Raw genomic sequence first — 20222 nt, forward strand, 5'->3', positions numbered from 1 at the left:
ATCAGGTTATCACCATCGGCCATTCGGGCGGGGTGTGACTCAACATTTCAAGCATGATGTCTTTAAACGATGCCCAAATCACCGGGAAATCGGCCAAGGTAAGGCCCAGTAAACCGGTCGCAAAACATAATGCAGCAGTGATACCAATACCACTGCTGATGACCGCCAAAAACGTATAGTCGGATTTGCGAAACTGAATATTCATCGTGCTGGCTAAAAACATCAAAACCGCACTGACTAAAGGCCAACGCAGTAGCAAAACGCTGGTAGTGATTGCCGTCATGGAAGCTGTTCCTCGATTACCTGGCTCATTACGCATAACGGTTACGCGCGCTCAGGCGCGAAAAAACAGCTCGGGGACCGTCTGGAAAATGAGTGGATACAGAAAATGTAAGAATAATCCTGTTACACAGGATTTGTGAACTATATCACGTTTGTTCTTTTAATCGCCACTTTTGCAGCGCATTTTCTGTTCCGTTTTTCGAGGTGCTTAGGCAGCAAATCTTTTGCAAATAGCGTCAGGCGTGATGACGATAGTCAGTCGGTGTACGGTCAAATTCACGGCGAAAAACACGTGAAAAAGTCTGCTGAGAGACATAACCGTAATCCATTGCGATATCAAAAATCGGGCGCCGGGTGTTACGTAACTCTTTAGCCGCCATCAACAAACGGCGCTGTCGAATGTATTCGCCTAAGGTCTGGCGCTTCACCGTACGGAACATCCGTTGCAGATACCACTTTGAATAACCAGATTTTTTTGCCACAACGTCAATGTTCAGCGGTTGATCAATATGATCGTCAATCCATTCAGTCAATGTTTGAATAATATCCTGATGTGCCATACATCATCCTCAAGCCTGATTGCGGTTAGCAGGTTTTGTTGGCAGCGAGTATAATTCCTCAAGTTAACTTGAGGTAAAGCGCATTATGGAAAAGAAATCCCCCCGATTTAAATCTTTGCTAAGCCCTGGCGAAGTGGCCAGGCGCAGTGGTGTGGCAGTTTCAGCGTTGCACTTTTATGAAAGTAAAGGGCTCATCAAAAGCGTACGTAATAGCGGAAACCAACGGCGCTACACGCGTGATGTGCTGCGAAACGTGGCAATCATTAAAATTGCGCAGCGTATTGGCATTCCCCTGGCAACGATTGGTGAAGAGTTTGGTGTGCTGCCCGATGGGCATAAAATTAATAAAAACGACTGGAAAAAGATGTCGTCGCAATGGCGTGAAGAACTGGAACGGCGCATTCATACGTTAACGGCACTGCGGGATGAACTGGATGGTTGTATTGGTTGTGGTTGTTTGTCCGGGGCCGATTGCCCATTGCGCAACCCTGGTGACAAACTGGGTGAGCAGGGGACGGGCGCGCGTCTTCTGGAAGACTAGAAATGGCCGGTGGAGGTCGCGGTACTAACCCACATAACTAAAGCGCCAAACTTCGGCGCTTTAGTTTTTTCCCGGTCTTTGTCTTTCGATCTATCCCGCTTTTCGCAAGGAGGGTTTCCCCCGACATCAGCGTCCCTCAATCACACATTCTCAGGAGGTTCCGGATTGCACTGACAATTTAAGTGTAGATCCCCTTAGCCAGGTTTCAAGGTATTTTGTGTGTTTTTTGTCCATATCTTATGCTTCACTTTTTACACATTTACCTATAGTTAACGCATCCTGCTAAACAGAAGGTTAAATCATGCTTATTGTTCATCATCTCAACAACTCACGCTCGCAACGTATTTTATGGATGCTTGAAGAGCTGCAGGTGCCCTACCAGATTGTTCGCTATCAGCGCGAATCCACCATGCTGGCACCGGAGTCGTTAAAGGCTGTACACCCGTTAGGGAAGTCACCGGTGGTGGAAGATAACGGCAATATCCTTGCAGAGTCAGGGGCTATCATTGAATACCTGCAAGAAACCTACGATACAGAAAGCCGCTTCAAACCGATTTCCAACGATGAAAAACTGCATTATCGATTTTGGCTGCATTACGCCGAAGGATCGTTAATGCCATTGTTAATGATGAAACTGGTATTTGGCAGCTTAGGGAAAGAACCGGTTCCGTGGTTGCTGCGTCCGGTGGGGAGTTTGTTGGGGCAGGGTGTGCAAAAGGCTTATCTGAACAAACAGATTATGACCCATGCGCGTTATCTCGAAGATTCACTGCAAAAAAATCCGTGGTTTGCAGGCCAGACATTCAGTGCGGCGGATATTCAAATGAGTTTCCCGGTAGTCGCTTTACTGTCTCGCGGCGGCATCAATGATCTACCCAATCTGCAAAATTGGCTTAATAAAGTAAAAATGCGTCCGGCCTGGCAGCGAGCGATTGAACAGGGTGGGCCGTTCGAGATCCCCGGATAATATCCGTCATACTTCAATTTGCCTCTTTGTTGGCGACGTTCAAGGCCCGAGTCATCGCTTACTTATGTCAGCGCATCGGGACTTGTTCTGAGCCGCCGCGATGCAAATCGAATTATTTAGGATATTGAGTTTATCGCTATCGAAAAATCCTATGAGTCAGGAAAATTGATTAACGGTATCTTGCATCATTGTTGCTAAATTGCGCATCGACGATAACGTTTGCGCACGAGGTGGCGATAATTTCGCCTGCTAATACCTTTTTCCGCAAAAAGCGGCAAAGTTCGGTTGAAAATACATGTAATAAGGCCGGATAATCGTTTGCCTTCATTTTTACACCCAGTTTGTATACGCGGAGTTAAACGTTTGCTTTTTTTGTGACGCCCCTTTTTGTCACAAACGCAGCACAGGGATCAATTCGTATAATTCGTTTAATTGGCAGCGGTCTGCCAACCACGTATACCGACGTAATCATAAAAATCTCAGGGGATTTTTCACTATGTCTAAACATTCTCCGCGTGCAACCGGCGGTCTTGATGCCTGGTTCAAAATATCTGCACGTGGCAGTACCGTTCGTCAGGAAGTTGTGGCGGGTTTAACCACTTTCCTCGCGATGGTGTACTCCGTGATCGTTGTTCCGAGCATGCTCGGGAAAGCAGGTTTCCCTCCTGCCGCGGTCTTTGTGGCAACGTGTCTGGTTGCGGGTATCGGCTCTCTTGTCATGGGCCTTTGGGCAAACCTGCCGTTGGCAATTGGTTGCGCCATTTCACTGACTGCTTTTACCGCATTCAGCCTGGTATTGGGTCAGCACATCACCGTGCCTGTTGCTCTGGGTGCCGTCTTCCTGATGGGTGTGTTGTTCACCCTCATCTCCGCGACCGGTATTCGTAGCTGGATTTTGCGTAACTTACCGATGGGTGTTGCGCATGGCACCGGTATCGGTATCGGCTTGTTCCTGCTGCTGATTGCGGCAAACGGTGTCGGTCTGGTTATCAAAAACCCACTGGATGGTTTGCCAGTCGCTCTCGGCCATTTCGCCAGCCTCCCAGTCATTATGTCTTTGATTGGCCTGGCGGTGATCATCGGTTTGGAAAAACTGAAAGTCCCTGGCGGCATTCTGCTGACCATCATCGGTATTTCTATTTTTGGCCTGATCTTCGACCCAGCGGTACATTTCTCTGGCCTCTTCGCTATGCCTTCGCTGGAAGATGAAACGGGTCATTCACTGATTGGTAGCCTGGATATTATGGGCGCACTGAATCCGGTGGTGTTACCAAGCGTTCTGGCGTTGGTGATGACGGCGGTATTCGATGCAACCGGCACCATCCGTGCTGTTGCAGGCCAGGCAAATCTGCTGGATAAAGACGGTCAAATCATTGATGGCGGCAAAGCACTGACTACCGACTCCTTGAGCTCCGTGTTCTCAGGCCTGGTGGGTGCAGCTCCAGCTGCGGTATATATCGAGTCTGCGGCAGGTACTGCGGCGGGTGGTAAAACCGGCCTGACAGCAATCACCGTTGGCGTGCTGTTCCTGCTGATTCTTTTCCTTTCTCCGCTCTCTTATCTGGTTCCTGCCTACGCGACCGCTCCGGCGCTGATGTATGTCGGTCTGCTGATGTTGGGCAACGTTGCAAAAATCGACTTCACTGATTTCGTTGATGCAATGGCTGGCCTGATTACTGCGGTATTCATCGTGCTGACCTGTAACATCGTTACCGGCATCATGATTGGTTTCGCATCGCTGGTGATTGGCCGTGTCGTGTCGGGTGAGTGGCGTAAGCTGAACATCGGAACCGTGGCTATTGCCATCGCATTAGTCGCCTTCTACGCAGGCGGCTGGGCCATTTAATTTTACTCGTCATACTTCAAGCCGCAGGGTTGTTGGCTGCAACGTGAATTATTTAGAGTAAACAGTTTTCAGCATTTGTAGGGTGGATAAGCGATAGCGCCATCCACCAGTAATATCGGCGGGGAGCGCAAGCTTACCCGCCTTACAAAACTCCTCCAGACTCACTTCAAGTCACTTCCTGTTTCATTCCGGTGTATAAAGTTGTTTTACTATAAGAACAACATCCTGCAAAAAGGGTTTCACAAAACACCGCGACGAAGGAAAGCATGGAAATCTTCTTTACTATTCTCATCATGACCCTTGTGGTCTCTTTGTCTGGCGTCGCGACACGTATGTTGCCATTCCAGATCCCGCTTCCATTAATGCAGATAGCGATAGGTGCAATGCTCGCCTGGCCGCACTTTGGTTTGCATGTCGATTTCAACCCAGAACTGTTTCTGGTGCTATTTATCCCGCCATTGCTGTTTGCCGATGGTTGGAAAACCCCGACACACGAATTTCTTAACCATGGGCGTGAAATCATCGGCCTTGCGCTGGTATTGGTACTGGTCACTGTCATCGGTATTGGCTTCCTGATTTACGCTGTGGTGCCGGGTATCCCACTGCTTGCCGCGTTTGCACTGGCGGCTGTGCTCTCGCCGACAGATGCCGTAGCGCTTTCAGGCATCGTCGGGGAAGGGCGCATTCCGAAGAAAATTATGGGGATTTTGCAGGGCGAAGCGTTAATGAACGACGCGTCCGGCCTGGTCTCGTTAAAACTGGCGGTGGCGGTTGCCGTGGGGACGATGGTGTTTAGCATCGGCGGGGCAACGCTTGAGTTCTTCAAAGTGGCGATTGGTGGCCTGCTGGCGGGGATTGCCGTGAGCTGGCTGTATGGCAAATCGTTACGTCTGATGAGCCGCTGGAGCGGTGACGAACCCGCTACGCAAATCCTGCTGCTGTTACTGCTGCCTTTTGCCTCTTACCTGATTGCCGAACATATCGGTGTTTCTGGCATCCTTGCCGTCGTTGCCGCCGGTATGACAATCACCCGTTCTGGGGTGTTGCGCAGTGCGCCGCTGGCGATGCGCCTGCGTGCGAACAGCGTCTGGGCAATGCTCGAATTTGTATTCAACGGCATGGTGTTCTTGCTGTTAGGCCTGCAATTACCCGGCATCATGAAAACGTCTATTGCTGCGGCCAACGCTGATCCAAACGTTGAATTATGGATGCTGTTTGTCGATGTCGGGCTTATCTATTTCGCCCTGATTGGTGTGCGTTTCTTGTGGCTGTGGTCGATGAAACGCATCAGTCTGCGCTTTATGAAAAAGCGCCCGCTGGAGTTCGGTTCTTACACCATGCGCGAGTTGTGCATTGCCTCATTTGCTGGCGTGCGCGGCGCTATCACCCTTGCCGGCGTGTTATCCATTCCGCTGCTGTTAGGTGACGGAACACCCTTCCCGGCGCGTTATGAGCTTATCTTCATTGCAGCTGGCGTGATTCTCTTCTCGCTATTTACCGGGGTGATTATGCTGCCGATTTTGCTACGTAATGTCGAAATTCCTGACAAATCGATGGCACGGCAGGAGGAGCGTATTGCCCGTGCCGCAACGGCTGAAGTCGCGATTGTCGCGATTGAGAAAATGGAACAACGCCTGCAATCTGACGTTAACGAGAACATCGACGATCAGTTGCTTAAAGAGGTGAGTTCACGCGTGATAGGGAACTTGCGTCGCCGGGCTGACGGGCGAAATGATATGGAAAACAGCGAGCTTGAAGAGAACCTTGAACGCCGTTTCCGTCTTGCCGCATTACGTTCCGAGCGTGCCGAGCTTTACCATTTACGTGCGACGCAGAAAATCAGCAATGAAACGTTAATGAAGCTGCTGCACGATTTGGATTTGCTCGAGGCGTTGTTGGTTGAGCAGCAGTAAGTGAGTCAGTGGTGGAGGGAGCAATTCCCTCTACGGCAACTCCGGCCAAAACTCCTTACAACATGCAATCCACGCCTGCGCGCTATGCGAAATATAAACCCCTTCACGCCAAATCATCGCCAGTTGCCACGCCAAATTACTGTTTAGCGGCAGCCACATCAGCGTGTTTTTATCCAGCTTTTGACAAATAATCTCTGGCAAAATCGCAATCCCAACACCGGCCTGCACCATGGCGGCGAGGAAATCCCACTGCCCACTGCGCACCGCAATACGCGGCGTAAATCCATGCTCATGAAACAGCTGAATTAACTGGCGGCTTAAGGAGAAATCTTCGTTGTAGATAAGCAATGGATGAGCAGCAAGTTCAATAGGGTCAATACTTTCGCGTGTCGTCCACGGGCCTGAACGCGGTACCAAAACACATAGTGGGTTCTGGATCAAAGGCAACGTGGAAAAGGTATGTTCGTCATCAACGGGTAAGGCAGTCATGGCGACATCCAGTTCTCCATTGAGCACCGCCTGTTGCATGGTCAGTCCGCCAAATTCGGAAATCTTCAGTTCAACAGTTGGGTAGCGTTGACGATACAGGCTAATTGGCCCAGCCATGAGCATGCCGACCATCGGGGGAATGCCGAGGCGCAGCACGCCTTTTTTGAGATGATTAATGTCGCCAAGTTCGACTTCCAGCTGGCGAAACTCCGCCAAAATAGCCAAACCGTGTTGATAAACCACCTCGCCCGTATCCGTCAGTAATAGTTTTCGCCCATCGCGAATCAGCAGCGTGCAGCCGAGCTCCTCTTCGAGGTTGCGCAGCATCTTACTGATGGTCGGCTGAGTGACGAACATCTTTTGGGCCGCGCGGGTAAAACTTTGCTGGCGAACCACCTCAACAAAATAACGCAGTGTCCTGATGTCCATAACTATTCCCGTTAACTGTACCTATGATGATTTTAATTCATTTATTTCGATACCGTTGGCTAACTCTAATCGCCATCTCACAATTCTTTGGAATGCTGCTCTCATGGTCGTGGCATGACGGGGATTTACGCCTGTTCAGACTGCTGGCACTTGCCGCGACTACCGCGCTGGTGGGGGAAATAAACAATGATTTCTTCCTCAGGAATGTTCATTGGTTGCTACTGTTCCGGGGATGTTAATAATAGCTTGATATATTATTAATTAATGCTGCATTGACAGAATAAGGTTTAATGATTATTGATGGGCGTGCTGGCTAAATATTTCACGGATATCGAAGATTATTAGTCACTATTTAAGCTGTTATCTATTGGTCAGCTAGGCACCAATTTCCTCTGTCGCGGATATAATGAATAAACTAATATTAATTAAACCAGTGATTTTTTCACTGCTTTCCCTCGTGAGTGGTTGCACGATAATTCCTGGTACTCATCTAGATGTTTCCAATAAAAACTTGGCTAAAGAGCACCGTGCTACGGTAGACATTAATTCATTGGTGAATATTTACCCTATATCGCCAAAGCTTACCTCTTCGCTGATGGCTCCCAAAATCACCACCCAGGCCAATCCCGAGCTTGAGAAACTCATTCAGCAATACAATTACCGAATTGGTGTGGGCGATATACTGATGGTGACGGTCTGGGATCACCCAGAATTAACGACTCCAGCCGGGCAATATCGTAGCGCCAGTGATACTGGAAACTGGGTACAAGCGAATGGGACGATTTTTTATCCCTATGCAGGGATAATTCATGTCGATGGAAAAACATTAGAAGATGTGCGTCAAACGTTAACCGAAAAACTCGCACCGTGGATTGAATCCCCGCAGGTTGATGTTAGCGTCGCCGGTTTTCGTTCTCAGAAGGCCTATATTACCGGTGAAGTCACAAAGTCTGGGCAACAAGCGATTACCAATGTTCCTCTCACAATTATCGACGCACTCAATAATGCGGGAGGTTTAACCGAGTTTGCTGACTGGAATCACGTGATATTAAGCCGTGCGGGTCATAAAGAAATGATCTCTCTAAAAGCATTATTGAAATCAGGGGACCTGACGCAAAACAGGTTATTACTCGCCGGAGATATTCTTTTTGTCCCACGCAATGACGAACTGAAAGTGTTTGTGATGGGTGAAGTCAATAAACAAACAATGCTTAAAATGGACAGCAGTGGCATGACGCTGACAGAAGCACTTGGTCGAGCAGAAGGCATTAATCAAATGACTTCCGATGCGACAGGTATTTTCGTCATTCGCGCCCAAAGCAATAATCAAACTGACCAAAAAATTGCCAACATTTATCAACTGGATGCTTCCGATGCCAGTGCTCTTGTGATGGGCACCAGCTTTCAGTTAGAACCTTACGACATTGTCTATGTCACTAGCGCTCCCATTGCGCGCTGGAATCGCATCATTAGTCAGTTAATCCCAACCATTAGCGGAGTCAAAGAAATTACCGAGTCTGCTAACTTCATTCATAACTGGGGTAAATAAATGATTGCTTCAATTCTGGTTATTTGCACCGGAAATCTTTGCCGTTCACCGGTTGCTGAACGGCTATTGGCTCAATTATATCCTCGCATTACTGTCCATTCTGCAGGCCTAAATGCCTATGAAGACATGTTAGCGGATAGCGTGATGATAGACCTTGCTGAGGAAAAAGGGATGGTTCTTACTGACCATCGTTCGAAGAAATTCACTCCTGAAAAAGGCCTTGAGTATGATCTCATATTAGTGATGGAAGCGAAGCATGCGGAAGTGATTCATCACCAATACCCACAACTCAGTGGCAAATGCCATCTATTAACTCACTGGAATGGGGGGGCGGATATTCCTGACCCTTACAGGAAAAGTCATGAATTCTCTCGAATAACTTTTCAGATGTTGATGGATGCGACAACAGCATGGAAAAAAGTATTGCTATTTTAAAATGGACTGAATAAATCTTATGAAAATGGATACAGAACTTATTTCTGCAAGAGATAATGTGGGTGAGATTGATCTCATTCAGATTGTGCTAATGCTTTACTCTAATAAGTATAAAATAATTATCACTACGGTGTTTTTCGCCACTCTGACTTTTTTATACATGGCAACGCAACAGCCAACTTATGTCGCCAGTATATTAATTCAATTAGATAAAAACCCTAAAAATAACCTTATCAGTAAATTGATGAGCCCATTGGGCAATGACGAGTCTTCCTCGGCAACAGAAATAGGTATCCTCAAATCCCGACGGGTTCTCAGCATGACCATTGAGGAAATGGGGTTACAGCTTACCGTACGTGAGAAACGCCTCCCTTATATTGGCGATTTACTGGCCGCATTTTCCAATAAAAAAACGCCCACTATTGTTGTCCCGACGTTCAGCGTCCCGCCGGAAAGTGAAGATATGGATTGGCAGTTGACAGTGCTTTCCCCCAACAGCTACCAACTTAACCTTGGGGAAAACGGTGTTTTCTCAGGAAAGGTCAATCAAACCCTGAATCACAGTGGCTTTACCATCAAAGTGGCAAACATCTCTGCGCCGGCAGGAACGGAGTTTATTCTCATCCGCCATTCCAAATTTACCGTGATACAGGATTTGCTCAAACGCCTGACCGCAGAGGAATTGAAAAAAGATAGCGATCTGCTCAACGTCTCTCTCACGGGGAACAATAAACAAAAGATTGTGCAAATCCTCAACAACATCAGCCAGAATTTCAGAGAAGACAATATGACGCAACGGGCGGAGGAGGCATCCAAAAGCCTTGATTTCGTCAACAGCTTGCTCCCTGTCGCGCTGGAAAGCCTTAATCGGGCCGACAGACAACTCAATATTTTTAAAGAAGAAAATGGATCTATTGATCTCCCCCTGGAAGCGAAATCGGTTCTGGAATCATCGGTTGCCATTCAATCACAGCAAAATGAATTACAACTGGCTAAGGCTGAACTTTCGAAACGCTATACCAAAAGCCACCCGATTTATCGTGCCTTGTTGGAAAAAGAAGCGCTGATGAATAAAGAGAAAAGCACGCTAACTCAGGCCATTTCGACAATGCCAAAAAAACAGCAGGAAATATTGAGCATTAAGCGAGATGTAGAAGCTGGGCAGGCAATTTATATGCAGTTGCTGGCAAAGCAACATGAGTTCGGCATCGCAAAGGCCAGCACGGTGGCGACTATCAGGATAGTTGATGAAGCCATTAGCGATCCAAAACCTATCGGAAAAGTAAGGGGATTGAGTGCTGTATTAGGCGCGATGTTAGGGTTCATTTTTTCCAGCGGATATTGCCTGGTTGCTTCTCTATTCCGCCGTCTTCTGGAAGACACTCAATCTATTGAAAATTATGGTGTGGAGGTTTTGGCTTCAGTCCCGTGGAGTCAATGGCCGCAAAGCCAAATATTCCGAAAATTCAAAACCAAACCTATACGCAAAGATTTTTGGCTCGCTCGCGAACATCCTGAGGATCTGACTATTGAGGCACTGCGTAGTTTGCGAACAGGTATTTTCATCGCCCTTAAGCAAGCGGATAAAAATAGCTTCCTGATTTCTGGTGCGACGCCGGGGGCTGGGAAAACGTTTATGTGCGGTAATCTGGCCGCTGTGATGGCGGATACCGGGAAACGCATTTTACTCATTGATGCTGATTTACGGCTTGGTTATCTGCATGAAATGCTTGGGCTTAAAGAACAATGCGGTCTGAGTGAGATTTTACAAAATAAAATCGAGTTTAAAGATGCTGTCCAGTCTTCGACTAAACCAGGTCTTGATTTTATCTCCCATGGTGCGGTATCCGCGTTGTCCTCTGAGCTTTTAATGCATGAGAATTTTGCGCAGTTAATGCAATGGGCGCAACGTGAGTATGATTACGTGATTGTCGATACGCCGCCGATATTATCAATCACTGATGCGGCGATAGCGGCTCAACATATTGGCCTGTCACTGCTTGTTTTGCGCTATAAAACTAACACGGTGAAAGAGTTGGTTACGGCACTAAACCGCTTCAAAAAATGTCATGTTGAACTGGACTACGTGGTGTTTAACGGCGTGCAAAAAAGGGACATTTCGGCTTACGAATATCCTTACTATTCCCAAAAGGTTTAGAAGGAGAAGAAAAGCGGGTTGTGACGCTCCCTTCCTGAGGGAGAGTGTTGGGGAGAGAGTTAGGGAGAGGGTTGCGGTATCATTTCACCACCGCCCTTATCCCAACCTCATCCCCCAGAAAAGTTAAAAACTAGCGTTTCAACCGTGAAACCAGTTCAAACTCTTTAAACCAAACTGGGCGCTGTTGCTGCATCGAAATGTTCCCGGCAATCCCGGTCAGAATCGACATCGCTCCGGCACGATGGTCGGCGGCGCGTTTCAGCGGATCATTGCCTGGTTCGCCGAATAAGTCGGCCAGCATGGCGTTATCGCCACCGCCGTGTCCGCCTGCACCAATACTGAAATCAGCTTTGTAAGGTGCAGCAAACATCGGGAACACGGTGATATCACAACTTTCCAGGCTACCTTCATTTTCACGTTCGCCACCGGCATTGACGTAAGACATCTCCACCAGTTTCATCTCAAGTCGCCCACGGCTGCCGTTGAACACCACATTCAGCCCTTCCCACGGCAAATAAGCATTCAGTGAATAGGTCATCTGCACCTGGTTTTGGTACTTCACCAGCACTGACAGCGTATCTTCGATGTTAATACCCTCGCTGAATACGCTCTGGTCGCGGAAGTAGTTATCTTCGTGTTCCGCATCCAGATACAACGCTTTGAGTTGCGCATTTTCTTCCATGTGTAGCGCAAACGGGTCATCTTTAGCCGCCGCAAAACCATTAGCCCGTGGATAAAACTGCGAGACACCGCGCTTTTCTGCATTCTCTTTGCCGTAAAAACGCAAGCCACCTTCTGCATACACTCGTTCCGGATAACTGCCCAACCAGAAGTTCATCAGGTCAAAGTGATGGGTAGATTTATGCACCAGCAGGCCGCCACTGTTACGTTTTTCGCGGTGCCAGCGACGGAAGTAATCCGCGCCATGTTCGGTGTTAAGTAACCATTCGAAATGCACCGAGAACACTTCACCGATGGTCTCATCCATCAGCAGTTCACGGATTTTGCTGTGGTGTGGCGCATAACGATAATTAAACGCGACGCGCACTTCGCGGCCGGTTTGTTCGATGGCATCCAGAATGCGCAGGGCGCGTTGTTCATCAATGGTCATCGGTTTTTCGGTAATCACATCGCAACCCGCATGCAGCGCGCGCACGATGTAATCGTCATGCGTGCGGTCCATGGTGGTGACAATGACAATATCCGGGCGCATCTCGCGGATCATGGTTTCGAAATCTGCGGCTTTCCAGGTCGACGCCGGTGCCGCACCTGTGTTGGTCAGCAGCTTATTGGCGTAATTCATGCGCGTCTGATTGGTATCGCAAAAAGCGACCAGTTGCGCATTGTCTTTCCATTTTCCGCCGATAGCCTCGATATATAATCCCGCACGGCCACCGGTTCCTACCAACGCATATTTTTTCATCATGCCCTCATATTAAATAAGTGGTGGATGACGGCTTCGCCTATCCACCCTACAATTCCAGCCTGGCAATATTCCCGGTAATGCGTATGAAACTGGTTCCGCATCAATTAATGGAGTTAAACAGCCCGTTTATTTGGCACTGGCCGTGGTTTGTTTCTTGTGTCAATGCCGCCAGAGCTCACGGTTTTACCGGCATTATTCTTCATCAGCAGGAGTTGCTTTCGCTGCTGGCGACACCGTCACCGCTGAGTTACCGCCTCGACGTTGAAAATCTTATTCACCAGCAAAAAAACGCCCTGCAATATTTAAAAAAAGTCGGTGCTTATTTGCAGGAAAATAACCTCAGCTTTTGGCTGCAAGGCGAAGCCGCGCCAACCGATGACATCATCAGACGTAAATTTCCTGAGTTTTCTTTTGATGAGCACAGCACGCCTGATTTCTGGCAACAGTTTTATTCATCGATATTGACCCGGTTATTACCGTTATTACCGCATCTGGGCGGCTTGATATTAAGCCTGACCACTCCGCAATTTCAGACCGACGGCTGGCAGCAAAGCCTGCATCACGTCTGGAGCCTGTTACGTGCACAGGGTAAAAAACTCATCCTGCGCGATTTCATTGATACCAGTTGGCCGCGCCAGCAACTTTCCCGCGTGTTATCGGGTCTGCCGGATGATGTTCGTGCCTCGATAAAAGCCACGGAGCTGGATTACCATCCCGGTTTTGCTAACCACCCGAATATTGTTGCGCTCAGCGGGCGTAAAAAATGGATTGAATACGATCTCTGGGGCATCGGCTACGGCTGGACTGTCCTGCCTTGTTATTTGGGCGATGAAATCCAGGGGCGCTTGAGTTGGGCGACCAGCCTCAATGACCACAACATCGAAACCATCACCTCACGCGTTTCGTGGCAGTGGCTGCCTGACGGTCTGACGATGGATTCTGCTAACGCCATCAATCTGTTCGGCCTGAGTGCGGCGAATAACACAGCACCTGCTTCGGTCATCGACAACTGGATTGAGCAGCAAAAACTCGGTTTTCGTAGCAAATCAGACCGCCAACGTTTTAGCGATTTGTACACCTCAAGCTACGACTGGTTATGCAAAACACCCAATCTGCTCGGGCGGCGCATGCACTACCAAAGCCAAATCCCGGAAAGCTATGCACAAGCACAGCAACTGCTGCATACCGACATTCGCAGCGCCAACTGGGTACAGGCTTTTCAGCCACTGTTTCCGACTGACGACCCCAAACTCGGTGCCGATCAACGCCAGTTGATCGGGCTTGAAAAAGAGAGCGCCCAGTTTCTTGCGACCTCTGCAGTACAACAGCTACGCGAACTGCGTATCACCTGCCAAAACGACACGCTGGAACGCCTGGAAGCCGCTTGGTGTAACGCCGAAATGTACGGCCAGTTATTCTCACGCGTCGCTTTCGCCGTCAGCGACATGCAAATGGGCGAACATTACGGCGACGCTGCACAGGTAGCGAAAACCGCCGCTCAGCATCGGGAAACCTTACTGCGCTTTGCCGACAGGCTTGAACGTTGGGCTGATTCGCCGCCATCAGGCAGCCCGCACTACGTTTCATTACTGCTCAATGCCGAACGGTTACATGAGTTCGCAGCGAGCCTGTTGAGATAATCATAAGAGCTCTGGTACTGAGGTGTCGTGCGGGAATCGGTAAGCAAAACGGTGCTGAAGCTGGCAATGACAAAACTCGCGATCAAGCTCGCAGAATGGCAAAGTTCTCTGTGATGAGAATCACGTTTGATGAGCGGAAAACTGTGATCAACGGTGTATTGAGCGGGGGGAAGTGTGAAGTCTGTCGGAGAGAAATTTCCCGGCTCACACGAGCCGGGAAGAGATAACGCTAATCAGTGTGCGCGGCCTTGTTCAATACCAATCCCGGTTTGGGAACGGATGAACTGAGCACGGAATTTCTCACGCTCCAGATTACCCTCAGGGCTGTTATCGGTGGCTGAGAACACCCAGATACCGACAAACGCGACCAGAATCGAGAACAGCGCCGGGTATTCATACGGGAAGATAGCCGAAGCGTGGCCGAGAACCTGTACCCAAACGGTTGGGCCGAGGATCATCAACAGCACTGCGGTAATCAAGCCGAGCCAGCCGCCAATCATCGCGCCACGTGTGGTCAGTTTTGACCAGTACATGGAGAGCAGAATAATTGGGAAGTTACAGCTCGCCGCAATCGAGAACGCCAGGCCGACCATGAAGGCGATGTTTTGTTTCTCGAACAAAATCCCCAACAGGATAGCCACCACGCCCAGCACCAGAACCGTGATTTTCGATACTCTCAGCTCATCACGTTCAGACGCCCCTTTACGGAATACGTTAGCGTAAAGGTCATGCGAAACCGCAGACGCACCCGCCAATGTTAAACCTGCTACCACGGCAAGAATGGTGGCGAAGGCAACCGCCGAGATAAAGCCCAGGAACAAGCTGCCACCCACGGCATTAGCCAGGTGAATCGCCGCCATGTTGTTGCCACCAATCAGCAAGCCAGCGGCATCTTTAAAGGCTGGGTTTGCACCCACCAACATGATGGCGCCAAAGCCGATGATAAAGGTCAGGATGTAGAAATAACCCATAAAACCGGTGGCAAAAAGCACGCTTTTACGCGCTTCGCGGGCATCGCTTACGGTGAAGAAACGCATCAGGATGTGTGGCAAACCGGCGGTACCAAACATCAAGCCTAATCCCAGCGAAAGCGCTGATATCGGGTCTTTCACCAGCCCGCCAGGGCTCATGATCGCCGCACCTTTCGGGTGTACCGCAATGGCTTCAGCGAACAGGTTGTTAAAGCTGAAGCCCACATGTTTCATTACCATAAAGGCCATGAAACTTGCACCGAACAGCAGCAATACCGCTTTGATGATTTGTACCCAGGTGGTTGCCAGCATGCCGCCGAACAACACATACATCACCATCAACACGCCGACCAGTACTACCGCAACATGGTAGTTCAAGCCAAATAGCAGTTGGATAAGTTTACCCGCGCCCACCATCTGGGCAATCAGGTAAAGTGCTACCACGACCAGTGAACCGCAGGCCGACAGAATACGAATGGGCCCTTGTTTCAGACGATACGAAGCCACGTCAGCAAAGGTGTATTTACCCAAGTTACGCAGGCGTTCAGCAATCAGGAACAGGATAATTGGCCAGCCGACCAAAAAGCCCAGCGAGTAAATCAGACCGTCATAACCGGAGGTAAATACCAGCGCCGAAATACCGAGGAACGAAGCGGCAGACATATAGTCACCCGCAATCGCCAGGCCATTCTGGAAGCCAGTAATATTGCCGCCTGCGGTGTAGTAATCGTTACGGGTACGTGTGCGTTTTGACGCCCAATAGGTAATACCTAAAGTAAAGGCGACGAAAATCACGAACATAATGATCGCCTGCCAGTTAGTTGGCTGGCGCTGTACGGCCCCTGTAATCGCATCCGCCGCAAAGGCGGACGCAGGCAGGCTCAGGAGCGGGGCGGCGAGGACACCGAAAAGACGTTTCATGATACCTTCACCTCGCGCAGAACTGCATTATTCAGACGGTCAAATTCACCATTCGCCCGCCAGACATAAACGCCGGTCAGGAAGAAAGAGATCAAAATCACGCCAACACCAATAGGAATCCCCCGCGTTACGGTTGTGCCTTCGTGTAAAGGCGTGCCCAACCAGCCGGGAGCAAAGGCAATCAACAATATAAAGCTGATGTAAATCACCAACATGATGAGAGATAAAATGGTGGCAAACCGTTGCCGTTTAGCGACTAACTCCCTGAAATGTGTACTGTCTTCTATCCGCTGACAAATGTTTTGGTCACTCATCACACAGTCTCCAGAGTTCATCCCCTGCGTCTTTTGCGCCGCAGGTGTGTAGCCTGCGGTGCAAAATTCTTTGGGGATGAGGGGTAGGGTTAAGGTTTTTATTGTTTTTCCCTTCTCCTTGTGGAGAAGGGGTCGTGCGATTAAGGCATGGTAATAGCTTGTTTTTCTTCCAGTAGCTTCTCAACAACACCCGGATCGGCAAGCGTTGAAGTATCACCAAAGTTACTGGTGTCGCCGGCGGCAATTTTGCGCAAAATGCGACGCATAATTTTGCCGGAGCGGGTTTTGGGTAGTGAATCTGTCCAGTGCAGAATATCCGGCGTGGCAAGTGGGCCAATCTCTTTACGCACCCAGTTACGCACTTCGGTATACAGCTCAGGCGTTGGCTCTTCGCCGTGGTTTAGCGTGACATACGCGTAAATCGCCTGGCCTTTAATGTTGTGTGGAATGCCGACCACTGCCGCTTCAGCGACTTTCGGATGCGACACCAACGCTGACTCGATTTCTGCGGTGCCCAGACGGTGTCCGGATACGTTCAGCACGTCGTCCACGCGCCCGGTAATCCAGTAATAACCGTCTTCGTCACGACGCGCGCCGTCGCCACTGAAGTACATGTTTTTAAAGGTTGAGAAATAGGTCTGCTCGAAACGTTCGTGGTCACCAAACAGCGTGCGCGCCTGGCCCGGCCACGAGTCGGTGATCACCAGATTGCCTTCGGTCGCCCCCTGTTGTGGGTTGCCTTCGTTATCCACCAGAGCTGGCTGAACACCAAAGAATGGGCGAGTCGCGGAACCGGCTTTCAGCTCGGTGGCACCAGGCAGCGGAGTAATCATGAAACCGCCCGTTTCTGTCTGCCACCAGGTATCGACCACCGGGCATTTCTCGTTACCGATTTTCTTCCAGTACCATTCCCACGCTTCCGGATTGATAGGCTCACCTACCGAACCCAAAATGCGCAGCGACGAACGATCGGTGTTTTCAATCGCTCTATCGCCTTCGGCCATCAGCGCACGAATCGCCGTTGGCGCGGTGTAGAGAATATTCACTTTATGCTTATCAACAACTTGTGCCATGCGATTGGGTGCTGGCCAGTTTGGTACGCCTTCGAACATCAACGTGATTGCGCCGCACGCCAGCGGGCCGTATAGCAGATAGCTGTGGCCGGTTACCCAACCCACATCAGCGGTACACCAGTACACATCGCCCTGGTGGTAATCGAACACATACTTAAAGGTGGCTGCGGCATACACCAGATAGCCACCTGTGGAGTGCAGCACGCCTTTCGGCTTGCCGGTTGAACCTGAGGTGTAGAGGATAAACAGCGGATCTTCGGCGTTGATTTCCACTGGCTGGTGGTGTGTGCTGGCTTTTTCGACCAACTCGTTCCACCACAGGTCACGACCCTGATGCCATTCGATATTCCCGCCGGTACGTTTAAGCACGACGACGTGTTCGACAGTTTTAACGCCTGGGTTTTTCAGTGCTTCATCGACGTTTTTCTTCAGCGGAATAGAACGCCCGGCGCGCACGCCTTCATCGGCGGTAATCACCAGACGAGAACTGGAATCAATAATACGACCCGCAACGGCTTCAGGAGAGAAGCCGCCGAAAATCACCGAATGGACGGCACCAATACGCGCACAGGCCAGCATCGCAACAGCGGCTTCCGGCACCATCGGCATATAAATCGCGACCACATCGCCTTTCTTAATCCCCAGCTCGACCAAAGTATTGGCAAAGCGGCACACTTCACGATGCAATTCGCGGTAAGTAATGGTTTTGCTTTGGGTTGCGTCGTCGCCTTCCCAAATGATCGCTGTTTGATCACCCCTGTCTTTCAGGTGTCTGTCCAGGCAGTTGGCGGCCAGATTCAGTGTGCCGTCTTCATACCATTTGATCGAAATATTTCCTGGGGCGAAGGAGGTATTTTTCACCTTCTTATAGGGCTTGATCCAATCAAGGATCTTCCCTTGCTCGCCCCAAAACGCGTCAGGGTCATGTACCGACTGCTGGTACATGGATTGGTATTGCTCCGGGTTTATCAAGCAATTGTCCGCTATGTTGGCGGGAATGGCGTGTTTATGTATTTGGCTCATGGCTTTTTTTCTCCTTGTAGGATGTTAATAATATGTCAAGCAAACGTTAATAGTAGGGGCTTTGGGAGCTTTGTTTACTTTTTGGGCGACAGATCACGCATTAACTAAATTGTTGGAAATTTAATCAACAAATCCAATGAGAAGGAAGGAAGAAGAAACAGGCTATTTGTTTTTATAACAATGAGATGTGGGTGGCAAAAAAGGCATGTTTTGTAGGGCGAATGTCGCTTACGCTAATCCGCCCTACAAAGGTTTAACCCGCCGCGCTTTCGCGCAAACTGGCTTTTAGCTTGCTGTACTCGTCAATCACATACTGCTCGGCGGCGCGCTGATCGGCAATCGGCTCGACGCGTACGGCGCAGTACTTGTACTCCGGCGTTTTGGTTATCGGGCTGAGGTTTTCTGTCACCAGCTCATTACAGGCACCAATCCACCACTGGTAGGTCATGTAAACGGCACCTTTATTAGGACGTTCGCTCACATTTGCCCGCGTGATGACCCGGCCTTTGCGTGAATTAACCCACACCAGCGCTTCATCTTCGATACCCAGACGGGCGGCATCGTCGATGTGGATTTGCGCATAACCTGGTTCATCTGCCAGGGCGGCCAGTGCCGCACAGTTACCGGTCATCGAACGGCAGGAGTAGTGGCCCACTTCACGCACCGTGGAAAGTACCATCGGGTACTCTTCGGTGACTTTGTCGATGGGCGGTGCCCAGTCGCAAGTAAAGAACTCGCCCAGACCGTTTTCGCGGTCGAACTTACCGTCATACAGGAACGAGGTTCCCTGGTCACTTTCAGCGACGTCGCGGCAAGGCCACTGGATATAACCCAGTTCACCCATTTTCTCGTAAGTGGCACCGTAGAAATCCGGGCACAGGCCGCGCAACTCATCCCAGATTTGCTGGGTGTTGTGGTAGTGCATCGGATAGCCCATCCGGGTGGCAATTTCACTGATAATCTGCCAGTCCGTTTTCAGGTCCCACTTCGGTTCTACCGCTTTAAAGAAGCGCTGGAAACCCCGGTCAGCCGCGGTATAAACGCCTTCATGTTCGCCCCACGAGGTGGACGGCAAAATCACATCCGCCGCCGCCGCAGTTTTGGTCATGAAGATGTCCTGTACAATCACCAGTTCCATATCGGCAAACGCCTGACGCACTGCCGAAAGCTCCGCATCGGTTTGCAGCGGATCTTCACCCATGATGTACGCCGCACGCACTTCGCCATGGGCCACGCGGTGCGGCAATTCGCTGATGCGATAGCCAGTGTGAGCCGGCAGCGATGGCACGCCCCAGGCGGTGGCGAACTTCTCGCGGCTCTTCTCATCTTTCACGTACTGGTAGCCCGGATAGGTGTCCGGCAGTGCGCCCATATCACAGGCACCCTGAACGTTGTTCTGCCCACGAACCGGATTCACACCCACGTTCGGTTTACCGAGGTTACCGGTCATCAACGCCAGGCTGGTCAGCGAGCGAACGGTTTCCACGCCCTGGTAGAACTGGGTCACACCCATGCCCCACAGAATGGTGGCCGTTTTTGCGTTGGCATACATACGCGCGGCGTGGCGAATATCAGCCGCTTTCAGGCCGGTGATTTCCTCAACGGATTCCGGCGTGTAGCCCGCCACAATTTTGCGATACTCGTCGAAACCTTCAGTACGGGCCGCCACGAATGACTGGTCGTAA

At 50.0% G+C, this 20222-nt stretch carries 16 protein-coding genes; 8 read left to right on the top strand and 8 right to left on the bottom strand.

The features are described 5' to 3' along the window. Position 1 precedes the first annotated feature (1 nt). Both VJY99_RS10240 and soxS read right to left on the bottom strand, forming a co-directional pair. Positions 2-283, bottom strand: a complete 282-nt coding sequence (locus VJY99_RS10240) for a YjcB family protein (RefSeq protein WP_324118016.1) — start codon at positions 281-283, stop codon at positions 2-4. Between the two features lie 235 nt (positions 284-518). Then, on the bottom strand, positions 519-842 hold the full coding sequence (gene soxS, locus VJY99_RS10245) for a superoxide response transcriptional regulator SoxS (protein ID WP_183272413.1): 324 nt from the start codon (positions 840-842) through the stop codon (positions 519-521). 85 nt (positions 843-927) lie between these two features. Between soxS and soxR the strand changes: the two genes are divergently transcribed. From soxR to VJY99_RS10265, 4 genes are all read left to right on the top strand, one after another. After that, complete coding sequence (soxR, locus tag VJY99_RS10250) at positions 928-1383, top strand: redox-sensitive transcriptional activator SoxR (RefSeq protein ID WP_324118018.1); 456 nt, start codon at positions 928-930, stop codon at positions 1381-1383. A gap of 301 nt (positions 1384-1684) precedes the next feature. After that, on the top strand, positions 1685-2350 hold the full coding sequence (locus VJY99_RS10255) for a glutathione S-transferase (RefSeq protein WP_324118020.1): 666 nt from the start codon (positions 1685-1687) through the stop codon (positions 2348-2350). 496 nt (positions 2351-2846) lie between these two features. Continuing rightward, entirely contained in the window at positions 2847-4196 is a 1350-nt protein-coding gene (locus VJY99_RS10260) for an NCS2 family permease (protein ID WP_324118023.1), read from the top strand. A gap of 266 nt (positions 4197-4462) precedes the next feature. Next, a complete protein-coding gene (locus VJY99_RS10265) occupies positions 4463-6109 on the top strand; it encodes a Na+/H+ antiporter (protein WP_324118025.1) in 1647 nt (548 codons plus the stop codon). 30 nt (positions 6110-6139) lie between these two features. Here the strand turns inward: VJY99_RS10265 and VJY99_RS10270 are convergent, their stop codons facing one another. Further along, entirely contained in the window at positions 6140-7027 is an 888-nt protein-coding gene (locus VJY99_RS10270) for a LysR family transcriptional regulator (protein WP_324118026.1), read from the bottom strand. Between the two features lie 406 nt (positions 7028-7433). Between VJY99_RS10270 and VJY99_RS10275 the strand changes: the two genes are divergently transcribed. From VJY99_RS10275 to VJY99_RS10285, 3 genes are read left to right on the top strand one after another with little or no spacing between them, the layout of a single operon-like run. Beyond that, positions 7434-8576 carry a polysaccharide export protein gene (locus VJY99_RS10275; RefSeq protein WP_324118028.1) on the top strand — a complete coding sequence of 381 codons (1143 nt, stop codon included), beginning with the start codon at positions 7434-7436 and terminating at the stop codon, positions 8574-8576. Further along, complete coding sequence (locus VJY99_RS10280) at positions 8577-9011, top strand: low molecular weight protein-tyrosine-phosphatase (RefSeq protein WP_324118030.1); 435 nt, start codon at positions 8577-8579, stop codon at positions 9009-9011. A 19-nt stretch (positions 9012-9030) separates the two neighbouring features. Then, positions 9031-11169 (top strand): polysaccharide biosynthesis tyrosine autokinase, encoded by a 2139-nt coding sequence (locus VJY99_RS10285; protein ID WP_324118032.1) that lies wholly within the window; start codon positions 9031-9033, stop codon positions 11167-11169. Positions 11170-11299: 130 nt separating this feature from the next. On the opposite strand, the gene VJY99_RS10290 is transcribed toward VJY99_RS10285, so the two are convergent. Continuing rightward, the gene (locus VJY99_RS10290) at positions 11300-12592 is read right to left on the bottom strand and encodes a Gfo/Idh/MocA family oxidoreductase (RefSeq protein WP_324118044.1); all 1293 of its coding nucleotides are present in this window, start codon (positions 12590-12592) and stop codon (positions 11300-11302) included. A gap of 86 nt (positions 12593-12678) precedes the next feature. Between VJY99_RS10290 and VJY99_RS10295 the strand changes: the two genes are divergently transcribed. Further along, a complete protein-coding gene (locus VJY99_RS10295) occupies positions 12679-14235 on the top strand; it encodes a hypothetical protein (RefSeq protein WP_324118034.1) in 1557 nt (518 codons plus the stop codon). Between the two features lie 233 nt (positions 14236-14468). On the opposite strand, the gene actP is transcribed toward VJY99_RS10295, so the two are convergent. From actP to VJY99_RS10315, 4 genes are all read right to left on the bottom strand, one after another. Continuing rightward, positions 14469-16127: a cation/acetate symporter ActP gene (gene actP / locus VJY99_RS10300; RefSeq protein ID WP_324118036.1), complete on the bottom strand. Its 1659-nt coding sequence runs from the start codon at positions 16125-16127 to the stop codon at positions 14469-14471. After that, a complete protein-coding gene (locus VJY99_RS10305) occupies positions 16124-16441 on the bottom strand; it encodes a DUF485 domain-containing protein (RefSeq protein ID WP_324118038.1) in 318 nt (105 codons plus the stop codon). Before VJY99_RS10305 ends, actP begins: the two co-directional genes overlap by 4 nt. A gap of 140 nt (positions 16442-16581) precedes the next feature. Further along, positions 16582-18537, bottom strand: a complete 1956-nt coding sequence (gene acs / locus VJY99_RS10310) for an acetate--CoA ligase (RefSeq protein WP_324118040.1) — start codon at positions 18535-18537, stop codon at positions 16582-16584. Positions 18538-18790: 253 nt separating this feature from the next. Further along, positions 18791-20222, bottom strand: a 1432-nt coding sequence (locus tag VJY99_RS10315; RefSeq protein WP_324118042.1) for a molybdopterin-dependent oxidoreductase, incomplete at its 5' end; no start/stop codon positions are given.

This window comes from Buttiauxella sp. (genome assembly GCF_035271705.1).
In the GTDB taxonomy this organism is placed as follows: domain Bacteria; phylum Pseudomonadota; class Gammaproteobacteria; order Enterobacterales; family Enterobacteriaceae; genus Buttiauxella.

Coding starts and splice junctions, on each gene's coding strand:
- VJY99_RS10240 (WP_324118016.1), bottom strand. CDS start 283: ATGACGGCAATCACTACCAGCGTTTTGCTACTGCGTTGGCCTTTAGTC.
- soxS (WP_183272413.1), bottom strand. CDS start 842: ATGGCACATCAGGATATTATTCAAACATTGACTGAATGGATTGACGAT.
- soxR (WP_324118018.1), top strand. CDS start 928: ATGGAAAAGAAATCCCCCCGATTTAAATCTTTGCTAAGCCCTGGCGAA.
- VJY99_RS10255 (WP_324118020.1), top strand. CDS start 1,685: ATGCTTATTGTTCATCATCTCAACAACTCACGCTCGCAACGTATTTTA.
- VJY99_RS10260 (WP_324118023.1), top strand. CDS start 2,847: ATGTCTAAACATTCTCCGCGTGCAACCGGCGGTCTTGATGCCTGGTTC.
- VJY99_RS10265 (WP_324118025.1), top strand. CDS start 4,463: ATGGAAATCTTCTTTACTATTCTCATCATGACCCTTGTGGTCTCTTTG.
- VJY99_RS10270 (WP_324118026.1), bottom strand. CDS start 7,027: ATGGACATCAGGACACTGCGTTATTTTGTTGAGGTGGTTCGCCAGCAA.
- VJY99_RS10275 (WP_324118028.1), top strand. CDS start 7,434: ATGAATAAACTAATATTAATTAAACCAGTGATTTTTTCACTGCTTTCC.
- VJY99_RS10280 (WP_324118030.1), top strand. CDS start 8,577: ATGATTGCTTCAATTCTGGTTATTTGCACCGGAAATCTTTGCCGTTCA.
- VJY99_RS10285 (WP_324118032.1), top strand. CDS start 9,031: ATGAAAATGGATACAGAACTTATTTCTGCAAGAGATAATGTGGGTGAG.
- VJY99_RS10290 (WP_324118044.1), bottom strand. CDS start 12,592: ATGAAAAAATATGCGTTGGTAGGAACCGGTGGCCGTGCGGGATTATAT.
- VJY99_RS10295 (WP_324118034.1), top strand. CDS start 12,679: ATGAAACTGGTTCCGCATCAATTAATGGAGTTAAACAGCCCGTTTATT.
- actP (WP_324118036.1), bottom strand. CDS start 16,127: ATGAAACGTCTTTTCGGTGTCCTCGCCGCCCCGCTCCTGAGCCTGCCT.
- VJY99_RS10305 (WP_324118038.1), bottom strand. CDS start 16,441: ATGAGTGACCAAAACATTTGTCAGCGGATAGAAGACAGTACACATTTC.
- acs (WP_324118040.1), bottom strand. CDS start 18,537: ATGAGCCAAATACATAAACACGCCATTCCCGCCAACATAGCGGACAAT.